Annotated in this window: 15 protein-coding genes; 8 read left to right on the forward strand and 7 right to left on the reverse strand. The window is 48.6% G+C overall.

Annotated features, from left to right (window positions below; genetic code table 11):
• Positions 1 to 890: 890 nt before the first annotated feature.
• The gene (locus AC5I6P_RS27540; protein ID WP_495696974.1) at positions 891 to 1,331 is read right to left on the reverse strand and encodes a DUF309 domain-containing protein; all 441 of its coding nucleotides are present in this window, start codon (positions 1,329 to 1,331) and stop codon (positions 891 to 893) included.
• Positions 1,332 to 1,409: 78 nt separating this feature from the next.
• Entirely contained in the window at positions 1,410 to 2,567 is a 1,158-nt protein-coding gene (locus AC5I6P_RS27545) for a DUF58 domain-containing protein (RefSeq protein WP_495696975.1), read from the reverse strand.
• A gap of 361 nt (positions 2,568 to 2,928) precedes the next feature.
• Here AC5I6P_RS27545 and AC5I6P_RS27550 point away from each other — a divergent pair, with 361 nt between their 5' ends.
• A complete protein-coding gene (locus AC5I6P_RS27550) occupies positions 2,929 to 4,194 on the forward strand; it encodes a type IV pilus twitching motility protein PilT (RefSeq protein WP_495696976.1) in 1,266 nt (421 codons plus the stop codon).
• Positions 4,195 to 4,360: 166 nt separating this feature from the next.
• On the opposite strand, the gene AC5I6P_RS27555 is transcribed toward AC5I6P_RS27550, so the two are convergent.
• From AC5I6P_RS27555 to AC5I6P_RS27565, 3 genes are all read right to left on the reverse strand, one after another.
• Positions 4,361 to 5,404 (reverse strand): S-layer homology domain-containing protein, encoded by a 1,044-nt coding sequence (locus tag AC5I6P_RS27555; protein WP_495696977.1) that lies wholly within the window; start codon positions 5,402 to 5,404, stop codon positions 4,361 to 4,363.
• Positions 5,405 to 5,476: 72 nt separating this feature from the next.
• Complete coding sequence (locus AC5I6P_RS27560; RefSeq protein WP_495696978.1) at positions 5,477 to 6,544, reverse strand: SIS domain-containing protein; 1,068 nt, start codon at positions 6,542 to 6,544, stop codon at positions 5,477 to 5,479.
• Positions 6,545 to 6,570: 26 nt separating this feature from the next.
• Positions 6,571 to 6,771 carry a hypothetical protein gene (locus AC5I6P_RS27565; protein WP_495696979.1) on the reverse strand — a complete coding sequence of 67 codons (201 nt, stop codon included), beginning with the start codon at positions 6,769 to 6,771 and terminating at the stop codon, positions 6,571 to 6,573.
• Between the two features lie 262 nt (positions 6,772 to 7,033).
• Between AC5I6P_RS27565 and AC5I6P_RS27570 the strand changes: the two genes are divergently transcribed.
• From AC5I6P_RS27570 to AC5I6P_RS27585, 4 genes are all read left to right on the forward strand, one after another.
• Positions 7,034 to 7,438: an Npun_F0494 family protein gene (locus AC5I6P_RS27570; RefSeq protein ID WP_495696980.1), complete on the forward strand. Its 405-nt coding sequence runs from the start codon at positions 7,034 to 7,036 to the stop codon at positions 7,436 to 7,438.
• A 186-nt stretch (positions 7,439 to 7,624) separates the two neighbouring features.
• The gene (gene cobQ / locus AC5I6P_RS27575) at positions 7,625 to 9,097 is read left to right on the forward strand and encodes a cobyric acid synthase CobQ (protein WP_495696981.1); all 1,473 of its coding nucleotides are present in this window, start codon (positions 7,625 to 7,627) and stop codon (positions 9,095 to 9,097) included.
• A gap of 154 nt (positions 9,098 to 9,251) precedes the next feature.
• The gene (locus AC5I6P_RS27580; RefSeq protein ID WP_495696982.1) at positions 9,252 to 9,491 is read left to right on the forward strand and encodes a 2Fe-2S iron-sulfur cluster-binding protein; all 240 of its coding nucleotides are present in this window, start codon (positions 9,252 to 9,254) and stop codon (positions 9,489 to 9,491) included.
• Positions 9,492 to 9,839: 348 nt separating this feature from the next.
• Positions 9,840 to 11,048, forward strand: coding sequence for a DUF4336 domain-containing protein (locus AC5I6P_RS27585; protein ID WP_495696983.1), 1,209 nt, complete (start codon positions 9,840 to 9,842; stop codon positions 11,046 to 11,048).
• An 89-nt stretch (positions 11,049 to 11,137) separates the two neighbouring features.
• Here AC5I6P_RS27585 and AC5I6P_RS27590 read toward each other — a convergent pair whose 3' ends face one another.
• Entirely contained in the window at positions 11,138 to 11,644 is a 507-nt protein-coding gene (locus AC5I6P_RS27590; protein ID WP_495696984.1) for a helix-turn-helix domain-containing protein, read from the reverse strand.
• A 412-nt stretch (positions 11,645 to 12,056) separates the two neighbouring features.
• Between AC5I6P_RS27590 and AC5I6P_RS27595 the strand changes: the two genes are divergently transcribed.
• The 3 genes from AC5I6P_RS27595 (at position 12,057) to AC5I6P_RS27605 (ending at position 14,188) form a co-directional block, all read left to right on the forward strand.
• On the forward strand, positions 12,057 to 12,911 hold the full coding sequence (locus AC5I6P_RS27595) for a DUF2382 domain-containing protein (protein ID WP_495696985.1): 855 nt from the start codon (positions 12,057 to 12,059) through the stop codon (positions 12,909 to 12,911).
• A 257-nt stretch (positions 12,912 to 13,168) separates the two neighbouring features.
• Entirely contained in the window at positions 13,169 to 13,615 is a 447-nt protein-coding gene (locus tag AC5I6P_RS27600; RefSeq protein ID WP_495696986.1) for a hypothetical protein, read from the forward strand.
• A 60-nt stretch (positions 13,616 to 13,675) separates the two neighbouring features.
• Positions 13,676 to 14,188 (forward strand): hypothetical protein, encoded by a 513-nt coding sequence (locus AC5I6P_RS27605; protein WP_495696987.1) that lies wholly within the window; start codon positions 13,676 to 13,678, stop codon positions 14,186 to 14,188.
• A 135-nt stretch (positions 14,189 to 14,323) separates the two neighbouring features.
• Here AC5I6P_RS27605 and galK read toward each other — a convergent pair whose 3' ends face one another.
• Positions 14,324 to 15,403, reverse strand: a complete 1,080-nt coding sequence (gene galK / locus AC5I6P_RS27610; RefSeq protein WP_495696988.1) for a galactokinase — start codon at positions 15,401 to 15,403, stop codon at positions 14,324 to 14,326.
• Positions 15,404 to 15,431: the final 28 nt, after the last annotated feature.

Consider the following 15,431-nt stretch of genomic DNA (forward strand, 5'->3'; position numbering starts at 1 on the left):
TGAATTTGGACGGGCGGTTTGACTGATGAATCCCCATGTCTAGAACACGACCGACGTAGTAGTACGCGTCTCTATGTCTCATATGAGACTTAAATTGAGTCTATATCTAAGTCTTTTATGAGACTATGAGATGCGATTGCGATCGCAATTTGTACGGGAGCATTTTGGCAATTGAACATAACAGTATTATAAGTCTCACTCGAAACAGTGAGACTTAACTTGAGTCTAGAATTAAGTCTTCTTTGAGACTATGAGATATGATTACGATCGCAATTCTTCTGATCAGCCTACGTGCTGGTTGGTAATTGGCCGTAGTAATGCACACGTCTCAATATCTCAATTGAGACTTAGCTTGAGTCTATGTCTAAGTCTTCTCTGGGACTATGAGATGTGTCGCAATTCTCTGATCAGCCTAGGTGCTGGTTGGTAATTGGCCGTACTAGTATGCGTCTCAACATCTCAATTGAGACTTAGCTCGAGTCTGTTTCTAAGTCTTCTCTGAGACTATGAGATTCGATTGCGATCGTAATTTGTACAGTAGCTCTACGAAAGCACGTTAGGGCAATGATTAAACGCAGTATCGACGCGATCACGAAAGTTCTCAAAGTCATCCCATCGTTGCCGCATCCTTCACTCAAGGTTTGAAATTATGTTTGCAAAGCGATCGCAACTCACACAATGATCAATTCTGGTCAATTCACTCAAAGCACCAAAACCATTGACCTAAAATGCCAAGACCTAAAATGCCAATGCGGTGGCAGCACAACCAATAAAAGCTCTCCAAGTGCTACAAACCCTGGAGAGAAGAATGATTACTGAAAGTATAACGATCGCTGCGATCGCCAATGACCCGCTCAAAGCGTCAGAATTGGGAAGACTGCCGAGTGCAACTAACTATTGCTCTCTTCTAGAGCGGGTTTGGATTTTTGGAGAATTGGGGGACGAAGAAAAATAGGTTCAGAAGGCGTTGCTTGATCAGCAGCTTGATTTAGAACGATGCGATCGACTTTTTCCGGGCCCAAGGTTTGCAGTTCTGATAGAAGATCAGCGGCATCTGCGCTAAATTTCTGAACATCAATTCCACCATAGTCTGGCTGGTAGTCTCGCAGCCGATTCAGTCCTTCACCCAGCAAAATGACTGCACCACGCCAGTTGCGGTTGCCCAAGTGGTAGAGCGCCACCGACACTTGTAAGATGCCTTGGTAGAATTTCTTCTCGAACGTAGGAGCCTCGATCCAGATTGCTTCTAAGGTATCGTGGCAGGCATAGAAGTCGCCTTGATTGAATTGCTCGACTCCAAGCCAAAACTCAGCTGGTAGGGCTTCGATCACGGTTGCTTAAACCTATAGTTGCTTATCTTATGAAACATCTCCACTCTAAAGGTGTCTGCTGCGTTTCTCCACTGCACCCTAGGAGGACGTTGAATCATTTTGTAGCTGACGTTGAAGCGATTGGTTTCGCCCCGCTCCGGTGGGCTGCTCTGGCTGGATCACCAGTCCAGGCAGAGGAATAAGCTGCTTCGGTCGGTCATTCCATAAGATCCAGCGACTTCCGTTCGGTAAGCTATGGAGGCTGAGGGGATTTTGGGTCAGCCAAATCAAAGATGTCATGGGAAGACGCTCGATTTGAGTCTCTTCTGCAGGTGTAATTGCCGCTAAAGTTTCTAAGACAGCTTGATTTCCAGCAATAACACCGCTCCCCGCCGTCCAGACGCGAATATTGATCGTTTGGTGAATCGCATAGAAATAAAGAGAAGCGGCAGCAACCACGGCTTGCTCGAAAGCTTCAGAGTCCCAACTGGTAGTGCTATCGAGGCAAATGGTCATCTCTTGTCCGCTGGTGAGCGTCTCCAATTCTCGAACTCGCAGTTCTCCGTAGCGGGCACTGGTGCGCCAATGAATTAAACGAGTTGAGTCACCCCAGCGATAGGGGCGTAGCGATCGCGTTAAGCCCTCGGTGGCGGCTTGCGTTCGTCGATGGTCATCCAGAAGGCTGGTGTCTTGTCCAAGTTCATCGATCAAAGGGCAGCGCGATAGGGGTAGAACGGTCGGATAGACGGTTGCGATCGCGCTGACACCAAACTCCTGCCGACACCAAAATAGCCCCAAGGGTGCGGCTGTCCTGACTCGTACGCTGTGCCATCGGTAGATTCCGCGTTTGGCGACGGGTTGCTCATACACCCAGTAGTGCGTTCCATGGGCAGCCAACGTTTCTACGACTCGGCGAACGGGTTCACCCAGAACCGACGGAATTAAGTCTTCCACTTGCAGCAGTTCTTTGCGCTTTGAGGTCGAGTTCTGAACGAGTAGTTCTACCGTGAGCGTTTCCCCTGCACTAATCGGCAGAATCGGACGCCGGGAAAGCTGAATCTGGGCGAGTGTTTGTCGGGAAAGCAGAGCGGCGATTGTCAGCAGAGAGACTAGAACGCCACTGATGACGTAAAGCCAGCCTGCCATCGTATTGGTAGCCGCTAAGAAAAAAAAGAGCGCTAATCCACTCAACACCAAGCCACTAAATGATGGAGCGACCCAGCGAGTTTCTAGCCACGGCAGAATGCGAGTGTTCATAGCGAATTATGGCATCAAAATATGAAGGCTTTGCAAAGCGGGGAGCGATGGATCAGTTTCGTTTGGCGCGAGTAATACTTAGAGCGATCTAGAGAAACATAGACTACGTAGCGCTTTTAGGAAGAAAATCAGTTCTTCTTTAATCCCGCTTCTCAATCTCGCTATGTTTAAGGAAATAGAAAAATTTGTAAACACCTAAAATCTCTGTGATTCTACTGGTTAGAATTTTGAACACAGCTACAAATCAAACTTAGACCAGCGAATACACTGACAGCCTCATTTCTATTGCCTCATATTCTGCGCCCCCAGATGTCACTGATTTGATCAAGAGTTTATTCAACTAAATCCGGCCCTAGTAACTATGACAAACAGTAATCCTGATGGCCCTGCTCAGCAGGGCCTAAATCAAGGCGCTTCTCATCGCTCATTCAAAGCCAGCTTGACTCCGCCACCACCCAATTTTGGCCGAATGCGAGTTAGGCAAGCTACCGCCAACACCGTTTCCTCCATTGAGCAACTAGTAAAAGATGCCCATACTAGGCATGCCTCGGACATTCATCTTCGCGTTGGTGAAGTGCCTCGATTTCGGATTCGGGGCAAAATGGTGCAGATGAGTGACCTTGAGATCGTCACACCAGAACACTTTCATCAATATCTCGCTGAAACCCTCACCCCCGAGCAACGCAACCGATTTGCCCAAGAGAAAGAGCTAGACACAGCGATTTACTATCCAGGATTTCTACGGTGTCGGATCAACTGTTTTGAGACTTTGACCGGAGGCGCAATGGTACTGCGCTTAATCTCTCTAGAGGTACCGTCAATTGACAATCTTGGCTTGCCCTCCGTCCTGAAATACCTGATTAACCATGAGCAAGGATTGATTTTGGTGACAGGGCCGACGGGTTCGGGTAAATCCACCTCGATCGCGGCGATGATTCGAGAACTCAATGAGTCTCAGCATCGCCATATTGTCACGATTGAAGATCCGATTGAATATATCCATCCGTCCAACCAGTGCTTGATTAGCCAGCGAGAAGTCGGGCTGCATACTCACCAATTTCATCAAGCACTACGAGCCGTCTTGCGGGAAGACCCGGACGTGATTTTGATTGGAGAAATGCGCGATCGCATCACCGTCGATATTGCGCTTCAAGCGGCTCAAACGGGACATTTGGTGTTGGGAACGCTGCACACCAAAAACGCCATCAGCACGATCAATCGTCTGCTCAATATCTACAACCCTGACGAACAGAGCGCGATGCGGCTTCAGATTTTGGAATCGCTTGTCTCTGTGATTTCACAGCAACTGCTTCCCACTACCGATGGACGCCGAATCGCCGTTCATGAGATTCTGATTAACACGCCTGCCATTCAAGATTATTTGCTCAAGGGCAATGATACGGATGCCTTTCAACTCATGGCAACAAGTACCAGCGAAGGGATGCAGGTGATGAACCAAGCGCTATGCGAATTAATTTTACTGGGTAGAATTAGTCCTGATGATGCGGTCAAGGCCTCTCCTGATTTGGGCGATCTGCGACGACGCGTGCGAAATGAAGGCTATGATCCGGGACAGTCTTCCAATCGCGAGTTTAGTCCCACTGCCCGTCACTATCGCCCGGCGTGAGGCGACTAGTGTTTTGTCAAGCGTAGGTTTTATCAAGCAAGGGAAGAGAGAAGGAGGGATGAAAAAACAAGCCGAACGGCTTCATCTCTCTTCGCCAATCCATCCCTCTTTGCAAAGCGTTGCCGCAGGCATCCCTCTAACGAAGCACTAGGGCCAATCACTAATCCTACTGGGCACTAGGCGTAATTCGACCATCTTTCACCATCGCCTGATACACCAAAGCAGCAGCGTCTGCCCGTGTCGCAACCCGATTCGGCTCAATTTTATTTGGCGATGGATAGTTGGTCGCAATACCAGATTCAACAGCGGCGGCAACCTTACCTTGTGCCCATTTTGGAACCTCTCCAGCATCTTGAAATCGAGACAAAATCTGGCTAGGTTGGGACGGAGGCTTCAACTTCAAGCCTGTTGCTAGTGCTGTTTGAAGCTGAAGAATCGGAATTTCTTGATTAGGTTGAAAGACACCGCCAGGATAGCCATTTAGAAATCCCGTTTGCACCGATTCATCGATCGCGCCCTTTGCCCAATAATTTGGTTCTAAGTCTCGGAACGGCAGGAGTTCCTGGTTTTTTGGTTTCTCAAACGCCTTACTCACAATTCCCGCAAATTCAGCCCGAGTAATAGGTTTATTGGGCTGGAATGTGCCATCTTTGAAGCCGTTAATGATATCGCGGCGGGCTAATTCTGCAATGTAAGCCGACGCCCAAAAGTCCGCAGGCACATCTGAAAAGCCCGTTGGAGATGTGGCATTGGGAACAAGAGAGGAGGATGGAACCCTAGGAGCGGGGGTCAACGTCGGCAGAGGAGAGGCGGCGATCGATGGCGAAGGTGCTCCCGAGGGCACGACTATAACGCCTGGAAACTGAGCGTTCGTTCGTGGGTCAACTTGAGGAGCAGGATCAAACAGAGTACCCCCGGATGAGTAGGGAGCAGCATTTGAAGAGGTTTGCGGTGCGATCGCCGTGCCATTTCCTGTCGTTGGAGCCGTTGTCACCCCTGAATTCGGTAGAAGTGGAGCCGGGGTCGGCAGTGCCCCTGTCAATGCTCCCAAGTCGAATCCTTGATCAGGCTGACTAACTGCCCAAGCGCCAATGCTGCCAATGCTGAGGAACGCGACAAACATAGCAATTAGCTCATCCGCCGTCAGCCTGCGGCGCTCTGAACTGGGTGGAAGTGGGTCGTCGCGGCGTGGATCTGGAGAAGAGGTCATTTTAGAGACAAACTCTCATAGCAATTTATTCCTCCAAATCCTAAAGCAAATTGTTCTAGAACAACAGAGGCCTTAGGAAGATTTGAGAAATTTTGTGATGTTTCTCGGACGATCGACATCGATAGTGCGAGCGATCGCAAGGTGATAGGCCAAGAGTTGCAGCGGAACGATGTTCAGAAATGGAGACAACAACTCCTCACAGGGCGGAAGCACGATCGCAGCATCAGACCCGCCCAGCAGGATTACATCACTGCCGTTACTGCTGATTTTTTGAGCCACTTTAAGAATGCGCTCTGCACTGGCTGATCTAGAGGGCTGAGAAGGACAGATCGCGATCGCAGGAATGGTTTGATCTAACAGGGCAATCGGTCCGTGGAGAAATTCCCCTGCCGCATAACCTTCTGCATGGGTATAGGTGGTTTCTTTTAGTTTCAGTGCGCCTTCTAGCGCGAGCGGATAATTAATTCCTGTACCTAACAGAATGAGAGTTTTCGTGTCTTTTAGAGAAGCTGCGATCGCAGCGATTGTAGCCTCTTGTTGCAGTACCTTCTCCACCTGTGCGGGTAGAGCATCCAACTGGGCGTTCCACCCTTTTAGCTGTTCGTGACTCAAATGCTGTCCCTGCCGGGCGTAGAAAAATGCTAAACCGTAGAATAGCGCTAACTGTGCTGTGAAGGTCTTGGTGGCGGCAACACTTGTTTCAACGCCCGCCGCAACAGAAATCTCACAATCGGCTTCGGTAGCGATGGAGCTTTGGGAATTGTTGGTGATCGCCAGAATCTTGAAAGCCCCACCTGAAGATTGTTTTACAGCCTGCATTGCCGCTAAGACATCGGCTGTTTCTCCCGATTGGCTAACTACCATAAGTAAGGTGTTTCGAGTCCGGGGGAATGGAGCAGCAAGAAATTCTGACGCCGATCGCACTCGCGTTGGAATTCCCGCGACTTGTTCTAATAAAAATTGCCCAACTAGCCCAGCATGAAAACTGGTTCCACAGGCGAGAATTTGAATCTCTTCAACCTGATCTAACGTTGGCAACACCTGAAACGCTTTATTAGGATCGTTGAGGGAGTGACGAATCACCTCTGGTTGCTCATAAATCTCCTTCAGCATGAAATGCTGAAATTTCTGTAGCGCCATCCTCTATTGTCCTTATGCTCTTTAGTTCACTGATTTGGCAGCGCGAGTGTATCCGCAAGTCCGCTTCTAGTGTAGTCTTCTAACTTGTGAGTCAGTCGATTCAACGAATTGAAATTAATAGCGGCTCCTGCTGAAGTTGTAGAGGCGGTGAAAACAGATCCACTTAAAATCTTCGGCTTACTAGGAATTCTGCGGCGCATCTCAACTGTATTAACTGGAATAGGCATCTATCTAAGAGTTATTTTGGCAACGAAGCAACTAGAGTTCTGCTGCCAGACTCGTAAATCAGGATTTCTTAATGATTTTGAATTTCATAACCCAATTCTTTTGTTACTGTAGAAAATACTACCAGCGTACTAAATTTAACGACAACGAGAGAATGGTTTTGCTGATTCTGTCAATACGATGGAGTAAAACATTTTTAGAATACTCTTAGTTAAGATTTTCAACTCTAGTTAAGATTTTCACTTCTCCAGCAGTTTGTTCTCAATGACTTCTACAACGTCTCCTACACCTATTTGCTACACTCAACGCACAATCGATAGAGCCGCCCGTGCGGTTCGCTGCGCTCCGTTTCGGCTCAAACTCTATGCGGCGATGATTGCCCAAAGCGTTGCTTTAGGTGCGATCGCGGGCACATCTGGCGTCCAACATCAGTACACCCACCGCCCCCTGCTCGAACTTGCCGCCGAAGCCGAACTCCTATGGCTAATTCAGGTCGGTCTGCTGAGACGTGAAGTAGACGGACAAGGACTAACCGACAGTTTCCGTCTAACCCCGCTCGGTCGTCAACTCGTTCAGACTTGGCAAACCGAAGGTGGAGTAGAGTTTCGGCCTAGTTTAAGCGATCGCTTTTACAATGCATTCAGTCGTTGGGTCAGGTTGCCGTTTTAGAAGGAATGAGGGATGAGGGATGAGGGATGAATGTATGCTTTTTGGTGGCTGACAATTCAACGTCGAAATCTCCTCTTATTATTTAGCTTTTCTTATTTAGCTTTTCATCCCTCATCTCTCATCCTCCTTGTATCAGCGTTGCGTAAGGTGTCCCTTGTTCTCAGGTTGCCCCGGAGGTCTCTCTAAATGAAAGCCATCATGGTCGTGGGAACAACATCCCACGCTGGAAAATCTCTAATTACCGCCGCACTGTGTCGCATCTTGGCACGGAAAGGATTTCGCGTTGCTCCGTTTAAGGGGCAAAATATGGCGCTAAATTCTTATGTCACCGCCAATGGTGGTGAAATTGGCTATGCGCAAGCGGTGCAGGCATGGGCAGCCGGGATTCCGCCTTGGGTGGAGATGAACCCGATTTTGCTGAAGCCTCAAGGGGATATGACCTCACAGGTGATTTTGAAAGGTCGGGTCGTCGGTCGGTGCGGAGCCGCCGAATATTATGAGCAGTTTTTTGATGCGGGCTGGCAAGCGATCGAGGACTCGCTGCGGCGACTGAGCGAAGAATTTGACATGGTGGTTTGTGAAGGGGCGGGCAGTCCTGCGGAGATTAATTTGAAGCACCGCGACTTGACTAATATGCGGGTGGCGAAGTATCTCAACGCCCCGACCATCTTGGTGGCCGACATCGAGCGGGGCGGCGTGTTTGCCCACATTGTCGGAACGCTAGAGTTACTCGACCCGGAGGAGCGATCGCTGATCAAAGGCATCGTGATCAATAAGTTTCGGGGACAGCGATCGCTGCTGCAATCAGGAATCGAGTGGGTCGAAAACCGCACTGGAATTCCGGTGATTGGCGTAATTCCCTGGCTCGATCAATCGTTTCCGGCTGAAGATTCGCTCAGCTTGCTCGATCGCGGCATCAACGCGAAAGGAGACTTGACGATTGGAGTCGTGCGATTGCCGCGCATCTCAAACTTTACTGATTTCGATCCGCTCGAAGCAGAATCGTCTGTGAATGTGAAATATCTCCATCCGAAGCAATCGTTGGGGCATCCGGATGCGGTGATTTTGCCAGGATCGAAGACGACGATCGCCGATCTGATCCTCTTGCACAAGACAGGAATGGCAGAAGAAATCCAGAACTACGTGGCGGCAGGGGGAACGGTACTAGGCATCTGCGGTGGCTATCAAATGCTAGGTAGAATCCTTGCTGACCCGGAAGGCATTGAAGGGCACGAGGGGCGCTATCGCGGGTTAGGTCTATTGCCGCTTAAAACCGTAATTGCGGGGCAGAAAGTGGCTCGTCAGCGCAGCGTTACCTCTCACTTTCCTCAAGAAGGGTTGCCCGTTGCCGGATACGAAATTCATCAAGGACGGACGCGATTGCTTGAAGAAGACGGTGGTGGCATCCAACCCCTGTTTGACGATGCGAATTTAGGGGTTGTAGACGAATCACATTCGGTTTGGGGCACCTACCTGCACGGTATTTTTGATAATGGTCCGTGGCGGCGGGCATGGCTTAACCGCTTACGGCAACAGCGCGGTTTACGATCGCTTCCGACAGGCGTTGCCAATTACCGTGAGCAGCGAGAACTGATGCTAGACCAGTTAGCAGACGCGATCGCGCCTCACCTTGATCTCAAAACCGTGTTGCCTCAGTAATCCTACTGACAAAAAAACAAGCGCACCAGCAATTCTGAATGCGCTCTTATCCCTAACCCTTTCGGTGCAACGTACCCGTTTGTCCTTGTCTTACACACTAAACTTAAAGCGGCGGGTCAACCCGTTGCGTTTAGATATTCTTTAGAATTGCATCATGAGCATTCGCATTCGATTTTTGCCGGACGATGTCGTAACCACTGCTGAAGTGGGGGAACCGTTGCTTCACGTTGCAGACCGGGCAGGCATTTCAATTCCCACGGGCTGTTTGATGGGGTCTTGTCATGCGTGTGAAGTCGAAATCGATGGTGAGGAATCAGTGTGTAGCTGCATTTCGTCCGTGCCATGCGGACGTGAGGAATTGACGATTAATCTGTTTTTCGATCCAACTTGGTAGCAAAAGTCTCTCCACAGGCAACAGATCCATTCCAGAGATCATCACCTGTTAGTGGGTTGCACGGAGCGGGCTTTTGCAAAAGGATCGACCTGCGAGATCGCGGAAGGCTGCAATGCGGCAACAGAAACAAAGGCAGTTTTAACGTCAACAACTTCAACGCCGTTGAGGTTGTTTAGAGCGCTCCTTTGGAGCTTGGCAAAGCCACTCGTGGCAACTCTATTTCACTGACGCACCGTTCTACAGGATGACGGCGGATGGGGCATGACTATGAGAAACTAGAGATTAGCCTCAAACATTCAGATTTAATGGTTGAAGGGCAAAGACTAAACTCTAAAGGATTGCGGCACGATGGCAGTTCAGAGCGAATTAGAGACGTTAAACCGCGATTCTAAAGATTGGAATTGGTTATGGTGGTTTACGGTACCGCTTTACCCTTACAGCAAACGGCGCACACTTCGCGCAGAAGTGGTTAGAGACACAATATGGACGTTTGACCAAGTTCAAGGCATCTTCTACGTGGCCACGCCGATTCGCATGACTGCTGTGAAGCTTGAAGAAGGCGGACTGTTGATATATGCACCTGTTGCGCCGACACCCGAATGCATTCGGCTCGTGAATGAATTAGTCGCTGAGCATGGGGATGTAAAGTACATTATTCTGCCCACAATTTCTGGCTTGGAGCATAAAGTATTTGTGGGTCCGTTTGCGCGATTTTTCCCGAACGCTCAAGTGTTTGTAGCACCCAATCAGTGGAGCTTTCCGGTCAATTTACCGCTCAGCTGGCTAGGATTTCCAGCAAAGCGCACTCACGTTTTGCCAGATGACGGTTCAGAAACGCCATTTGGCGATCAGTTTGAATATGCGATTTTAGGCCCGGTGGCACAGGGCATTGGTTCATTTGGAGAGGTGGCATTTTTTCACAAGCGATCGCGCACGCTGCTCGTAACGGATTCTGTCCTTTCCATTTCTGACACACCACCTGCGATCGTTCAACTCGATCCGTATCCGTTGCTCTATCACGCGAGAGAGCGCGCCAGCGATGCCATCCAAGATACACCAGAGCTTCGCCGCAAGGGTTGGCATCGTATTTCGCTGTTTGCCTTCTATTTCCTTCCTAGCACGTTAGACACTCTGGATCTGCTGCCATCGATTTGGGATGCTCGAACGGCGATCGATCATTCCAAGAAAAACTATTTTGGGTGGTTTCCCTTCCGGTGGAAAGACGATTGGCAACGATCGTTTGATGCCTTGCGCGGGAACGGACGGTTGTTTGTTGCGCCAATTTTGCAGCGATTAATCTTAAATCGAGTTCCAAAAGAGACGATCGCGTGGGCAGATCGCGTCGCCAATTGGAACTTCGAGCGCGTGATTCCCTGTCACTTTGCTTCGCCTGTGCAAGCTACGCCGCAGCAATTTCGTCAGGCATTCGCGTTTTTAGAGCGTCAGCCATCGTCAGAACAGGCGATTCTGCCCGAAGAAGATTTTGGGCTGCTCAAAGACGTGGAGGCAGGATTGATCAAGCGAGGAATTACGCCACCAGCCAAAGAGAAAATTTAGCGATCGCGCTTTGTCAACATGCGAGTTTGAATTGGCAAGCGTAGATCTATGCGATCGCGCATTTTTTACCTGGCATTCTCTTCCAGCAGTTAGCCTGCTAATGTCGTAGACCGCTGTCTTCTAGATATTTTTCTGCTTAGAAACTGTCGCTTTATAATTTCGTAAGCTTGCTTGTAAATCTGGAAGTCCGTTGGCTTTTCGATTTCAGGAACACTTCTTGTAACCCTGTGAAACGCTTGAAAGAGGGCATTCAAGCCTGCGATCGCGTCTTCTTTAGGAATCGCGATCCGAACCGATTCTTTACTAAATTTAGTCACATAGTTAAGTTCGTTGCGGTTCGCTAGCTTTTCGATCTTGTTTTCGTGAACGAGCCGCGCAATTTCAGTCGGATTAGCACCAATAATTCGGGTGATTCGACTGGCCGTGTCCTCATCTGGATTGCTTTGCTTGCGACAAATCCAACCCAGTCCTGCTCGCGAGATGTTTACTTCTCTCGCCAACTGGCTCATGTTGGTATGCGGATTTTTCTCCAAGTACTGTAGCACCAAGACTCCGAATGCCGAACATTCTTCTGCACGTAGCTTTAAAGGGTTCATAGCAAATTCTTAAACCGAAGCGCTTAACAAGGACGATTTTTCTGAGCAAAATTTTGTAGTGAAGGAATCAACTCATTCACCCAAAACTTTTAGCTTATAAAGACTTGGTTCAGAAAGGGGAGTGCGATTGCAGTCTCTTTCTGTGCGTCCAGCTTTAAGTAAAACGAGTGTAATTACTTTTAGGATAGTCGGCTATTGCTTAGCACTCATCTACCCTTTGCTAGAACCGAATTTAAGCGATCGCTACAAATTAAAACGTTAGATGGGGCAAGTATTTGAGCTGATGATCCGTTGTTGCTCACCTTTGGAGATAGCGCTGAATGTAACTTAAGACAGGTGAATAACATTAGCGCAGCCTCTTTACTGTTAAGTATAAGTATTACGTTTACTTTAAACAAATTAAAGGAGAAAAATGGCACTTCACAAGATTAAAGACTTTGACCCAGACTATCGGAGCCACTTCGACAATGATGATGTGATCGGACTGGATCTCTATTCTGGAGATGACAAAATTGGTTCTGTTGACGATGTGCTTGTTGACGATAATGGGGAGTTTCGTTACCTCGTGATCAACACAGGTATTTGGGTGTTTGGTAAGACTGTATTACTCCCGATCGGCAGTGCTAGGATTGATTATTCCAATCGCCGCGTCTATGCCAAAAGCTTGACCAAGGAACAGGTCGAAAGCCTGCCTGAGTTCAATGAGAATACGCTAGTTGATTATGATCACGAAGAGCAAGTAAGAAGCGTGTATCGTCCTTCTGGGACGACTGGGTTAGCTGGTGCTGTTGCTGCCCCTGACCGCGATCTGACTCCAGACTATCATCGTGATACTTATAATTATCAGAACGAGCCTGCTCTATATGATCTCAACGATCAGGATCACCAGAGTTTAAGGCTGTATCAGGAACGCCTAATTGCTAGCAAGACTCGCAGAAAAGCTGGAGAAGTTACGATCGGCAAGCATGTCGAAACTGAAACCGCACAAGTATCCGTTCCGATTGAGAAAGAGCGCGTCGTAATTGAGCGGACTCCGGTAGATTCTGCAACGATCGCTCCTAGCGAAGCAAACTTCCAGGAAGGGCAAGTTACCCGCGTGGAAGTGTACGAAGAAACGCCAGACATTCGTAAAGAAGCGTTTGTGCGTGAGGAAGTGCGCGTGAAGAAAGTGGTCGATCAAGAAACAGTTACGGCTGAAGAGACAATACGCCGAGAAGAACTTGACGTGAACACAGAAGGCCATCCCGTGATTAACAAGAACCTGTAGGTTTTCGTTGACCACGCTCACAGCAGCGTTGTAGACCTGTTGATTAGCTTGAATGCCGTGTCCTAAAGACACAATTAGAGTGTCCAATTACGGTCTAAGAGTGTCCAACTACGGTCTACAACACTACCAAAACTCATTAAAACTTACGGCTTTGATCACGGGGATTTGTGTAGGCGGATTCATCCAGCATCCGCATGCATTTCCTCCGGACTGCCGTCATACTGCGTTATTTGTTCCAATATTTGAAGGAGGAAAAAGTGAACGTTTTTCAAAGAAGTCGCAAGTTTTTCACTGCGATCGCACTTGTTGTAGTTCTCATGTTCACAACTGCTTGTGGAGCCGCAACGGCAAAAGAACCACGAGCCATCAGCCCAGCACCCATTGATCACACAAGCAATTACAGCCAGCTGGAACGCGGCAATTCAGTTGCAGGTCAGGATTTTGGAAACTGGGTCGTGACTGCGAGCAAAGGCTTGATTAAAGATGCCTATGTGCGAGACAACAACAAACTCGGGGTTGTTATTTCTTCTCAAGTGCGTCCAACTGAAGTGAAAGATTTAACAAAATCCCTCGCGCAAGGCTTTCATAAAAACTTTCCCAATCAAGACTTAACCGTTTTGATGTACGCCCCAGACAAGAAACTGATTCTGACGGCCCGTTACGATAGCCAGTCAAACCAGATTGAGTATCAGCAAGCCAGTTAGTCAATTGTTAAACCTTAACGTGTTAAACCTTAACGTGATTTGACCAGGAGATATAACACCATGTCTAGTAGTGATGCTTACAAGCGCCAAGTGATGCACGATTTGGCAGGCGGCAACACAGAAAGCCTCGATGATGCTAGCACGTCACAGGACTATCAAAACTTTGATGATTTTGCTCAACGATCGACACGAGATGAGCGTCATCAGTTGTTTAGCCGTTCTTTCAATCCAAATCAGGTTCCTGCAAGCCAAATGGAGCCAGAACTTCAAAAAGCGATCGCTCAAATCAAACCCAATGAGCGGGATGATGTAGCGCGTGACTTCCTCAATCATTTCAAGAAGCGCGGCCTTCACGATCGTGACTTAGAACGACAACTAGGACTGTCGAGCCATCATCCCAGTCGGATGAGTGCAGATGATGTCAGCAAACTAGCAGGATTTGCCTACCACAATCACCCTGACATTTTCCATGAGGTGTTGGCGGATCAGCCTGCCTTGGTGAAATTTTTGAGTAATCCTGTCGTGGGTGCTGCATTTGGCGCGATCGCGGCTAAGTGGTTGGGACATCGTTAACTTCTCATCAGCATGAATGCATGAGGAGGTTAAACGGAAATGAGGGAGGCGGATGACCGCCTCCCTTCGCGTCTTTTTACAGGAGTACCTTACTTCACAGCATTAGCTGCTATGGAAAAAATTGATTGTCTGCGTTCAATCAGATTTTGTTGGAATCAAAAGCTGTCCGGTATGCCCAGTTGAACGGTATTGTTCTAGCACGCTTTGAGCAATTTCATAGGGCATAGGTGAAGCCTTGACATCAACCAACGCTACACACGCGCCGCCAAACCCTGCCCCCGTCAGACGTGCGCCAAAAACTTCTGGTGTTGACTGCAAGATTGTTACTAACTGATCGAGCCCTGCGATCGACACTTCATAGTCATCGCGCAAACTAGCATGGGAAGCATTCATCAGTTCTCCAAATCGGGTTGCAGACACACCTTGTTTGGCTTCTAAAACGCGATCGTTTTCGGTAATTACATGTCGTGCCCGACGTTGAAGCGGTTCAGGAAGTTGAGCAATGGCATCAAGATCGGTCACGTCTCGCAGTGCTTTGACACCAAGTAATCGTGCTGCTTCCTCACATTCTGCCCGTCGCTGATTGTATCCACTCGCCGCTAATGTCCGAGGAATGCCACTGTCAATCACTAAAATTGCTGCACCCTCTGGAAGGGGAACAAGTTGGCGATCGAGAGTGCGCGTGTCGAGAAACAAGAGATGCTTGGTGTCTGCAAGACTCGACGCCATTTGATCCATAATGCCACACTGAACTCCGGCGTATTGAATCTCAGCTTGTTGCGCAAGTTTGGCGATGTCGACGTCATCGAGATTGAGATGAAGTAGCGATCGTAGTGCCCGCAACATGGCGACTTCCAATGCCGCACTACTCGATAGACCTGCACCGATCGGTACTGTAGAGGTAACAAACACATTCAGAGGCGGGATTGTATGACCAAGTTGTTCTAGAACTCGAACACATCCGATTAGGTAACTAGCAAACCCTTCAGAAACGGGATCTGTAGAGGTGAGGTTGACTTGTGCTTCTAGGTCTTGCGAATAAAAGTGGTGTTGTGTGTTGGGGCTAAAGCCAAGATAGACAGCCGTGTGTTGCTCGATCGCAGTGGGCAGCACGAATCCATCATTGTAGTCAGTGTGTTCTCCCAGCAAATTGACTCGGCCGGGAGCTTGGGCTTGAACCTGTGGAGCCGCATTAAAGATCTGTTGAAAATCCATTTTAAATCGGAAATTGAATAGAATTATG

It is taken from the genome of Myxacorys sp., from assembly GCF_059501405.1.

Excerpts from the sequence above, each read along its gene's own strand:
- AC5I6P_RS27545 (WP_495696975.1), bottom strand. The coding sequence starts at position 2,567 with ATGAACACTCGCATTCTGCCGTGGCTAGAAACTCGCTGGGTCGCTCCA.
- AC5I6P_RS27550 (WP_495696976.1), top strand. The coding sequence starts at position 2,929 with ATGACAAACAGTAATCCTGATGGCCCTGCTCAGCAGGGCCTAAATCAA.
- AC5I6P_RS27555 (WP_495696977.1), bottom strand. The coding sequence starts at position 5,404 with ATGACCTCTTCTCCAGATCCACGCCGCGACGACCCACTTCCACCCAGT.
- AC5I6P_RS27560 (WP_495696978.1), bottom strand. The coding sequence starts at position 6,544 with ATGGCGCTACAGAAATTTCAGCATTTCATGCTGAAGGAGATTTATGAG.
- AC5I6P_RS27565 (WP_495696979.1), bottom strand. The coding sequence starts at position 6,771 with ATGCCTATTCCAGTTAATACAGTTGAGATGCGCCGCAGAATTCCTAGT.
- AC5I6P_RS27570 (WP_495696980.1), top strand. The coding sequence starts at position 7,034 with ATGACTTCTACAACGTCTCCTACACCTATTTGCTACACTCAACGCACA.
- cobQ (WP_495696981.1), top strand. The coding sequence starts at position 7,625 with ATGAAAGCCATCATGGTCGTGGGAACAACATCCCACGCTGGAAAATCT.
- AC5I6P_RS27580 (WP_495696982.1), top strand. The coding sequence starts at position 9,252 with ATGAGCATTCGCATTCGATTTTTGCCGGACGATGTCGTAACCACTGCT.
- AC5I6P_RS27585 (WP_495696983.1), top strand. The coding sequence starts at position 9,840 with ATGGCAGTTCAGAGCGAATTAGAGACGTTAAACCGCGATTCTAAAGAT.
- AC5I6P_RS27590 (WP_495696984.1), bottom strand. The coding sequence starts at position 11,644 with ATGAACCCTTTAAAGCTACGTGCAGAAGAATGTTCGGCATTCGGAGTC.
- AC5I6P_RS27595 (WP_495696985.1), top strand. The coding sequence starts at position 12,057 with ATGGCACTTCACAAGATTAAAGACTTTGACCCAGACTATCGGAGCCAC.
- AC5I6P_RS27605 (WP_495696987.1), top strand. The coding sequence starts at position 13,676 with ATGTCTAGTAGTGATGCTTACAAGCGCCAAGTGATGCACGATTTGGCA.
- galK (WP_495696988.1), bottom strand. The coding sequence starts at position 15,403 with ATGGATTTTCAACAGATCTTTAATGCGGCTCCACAGGTTCAAGCCCAA.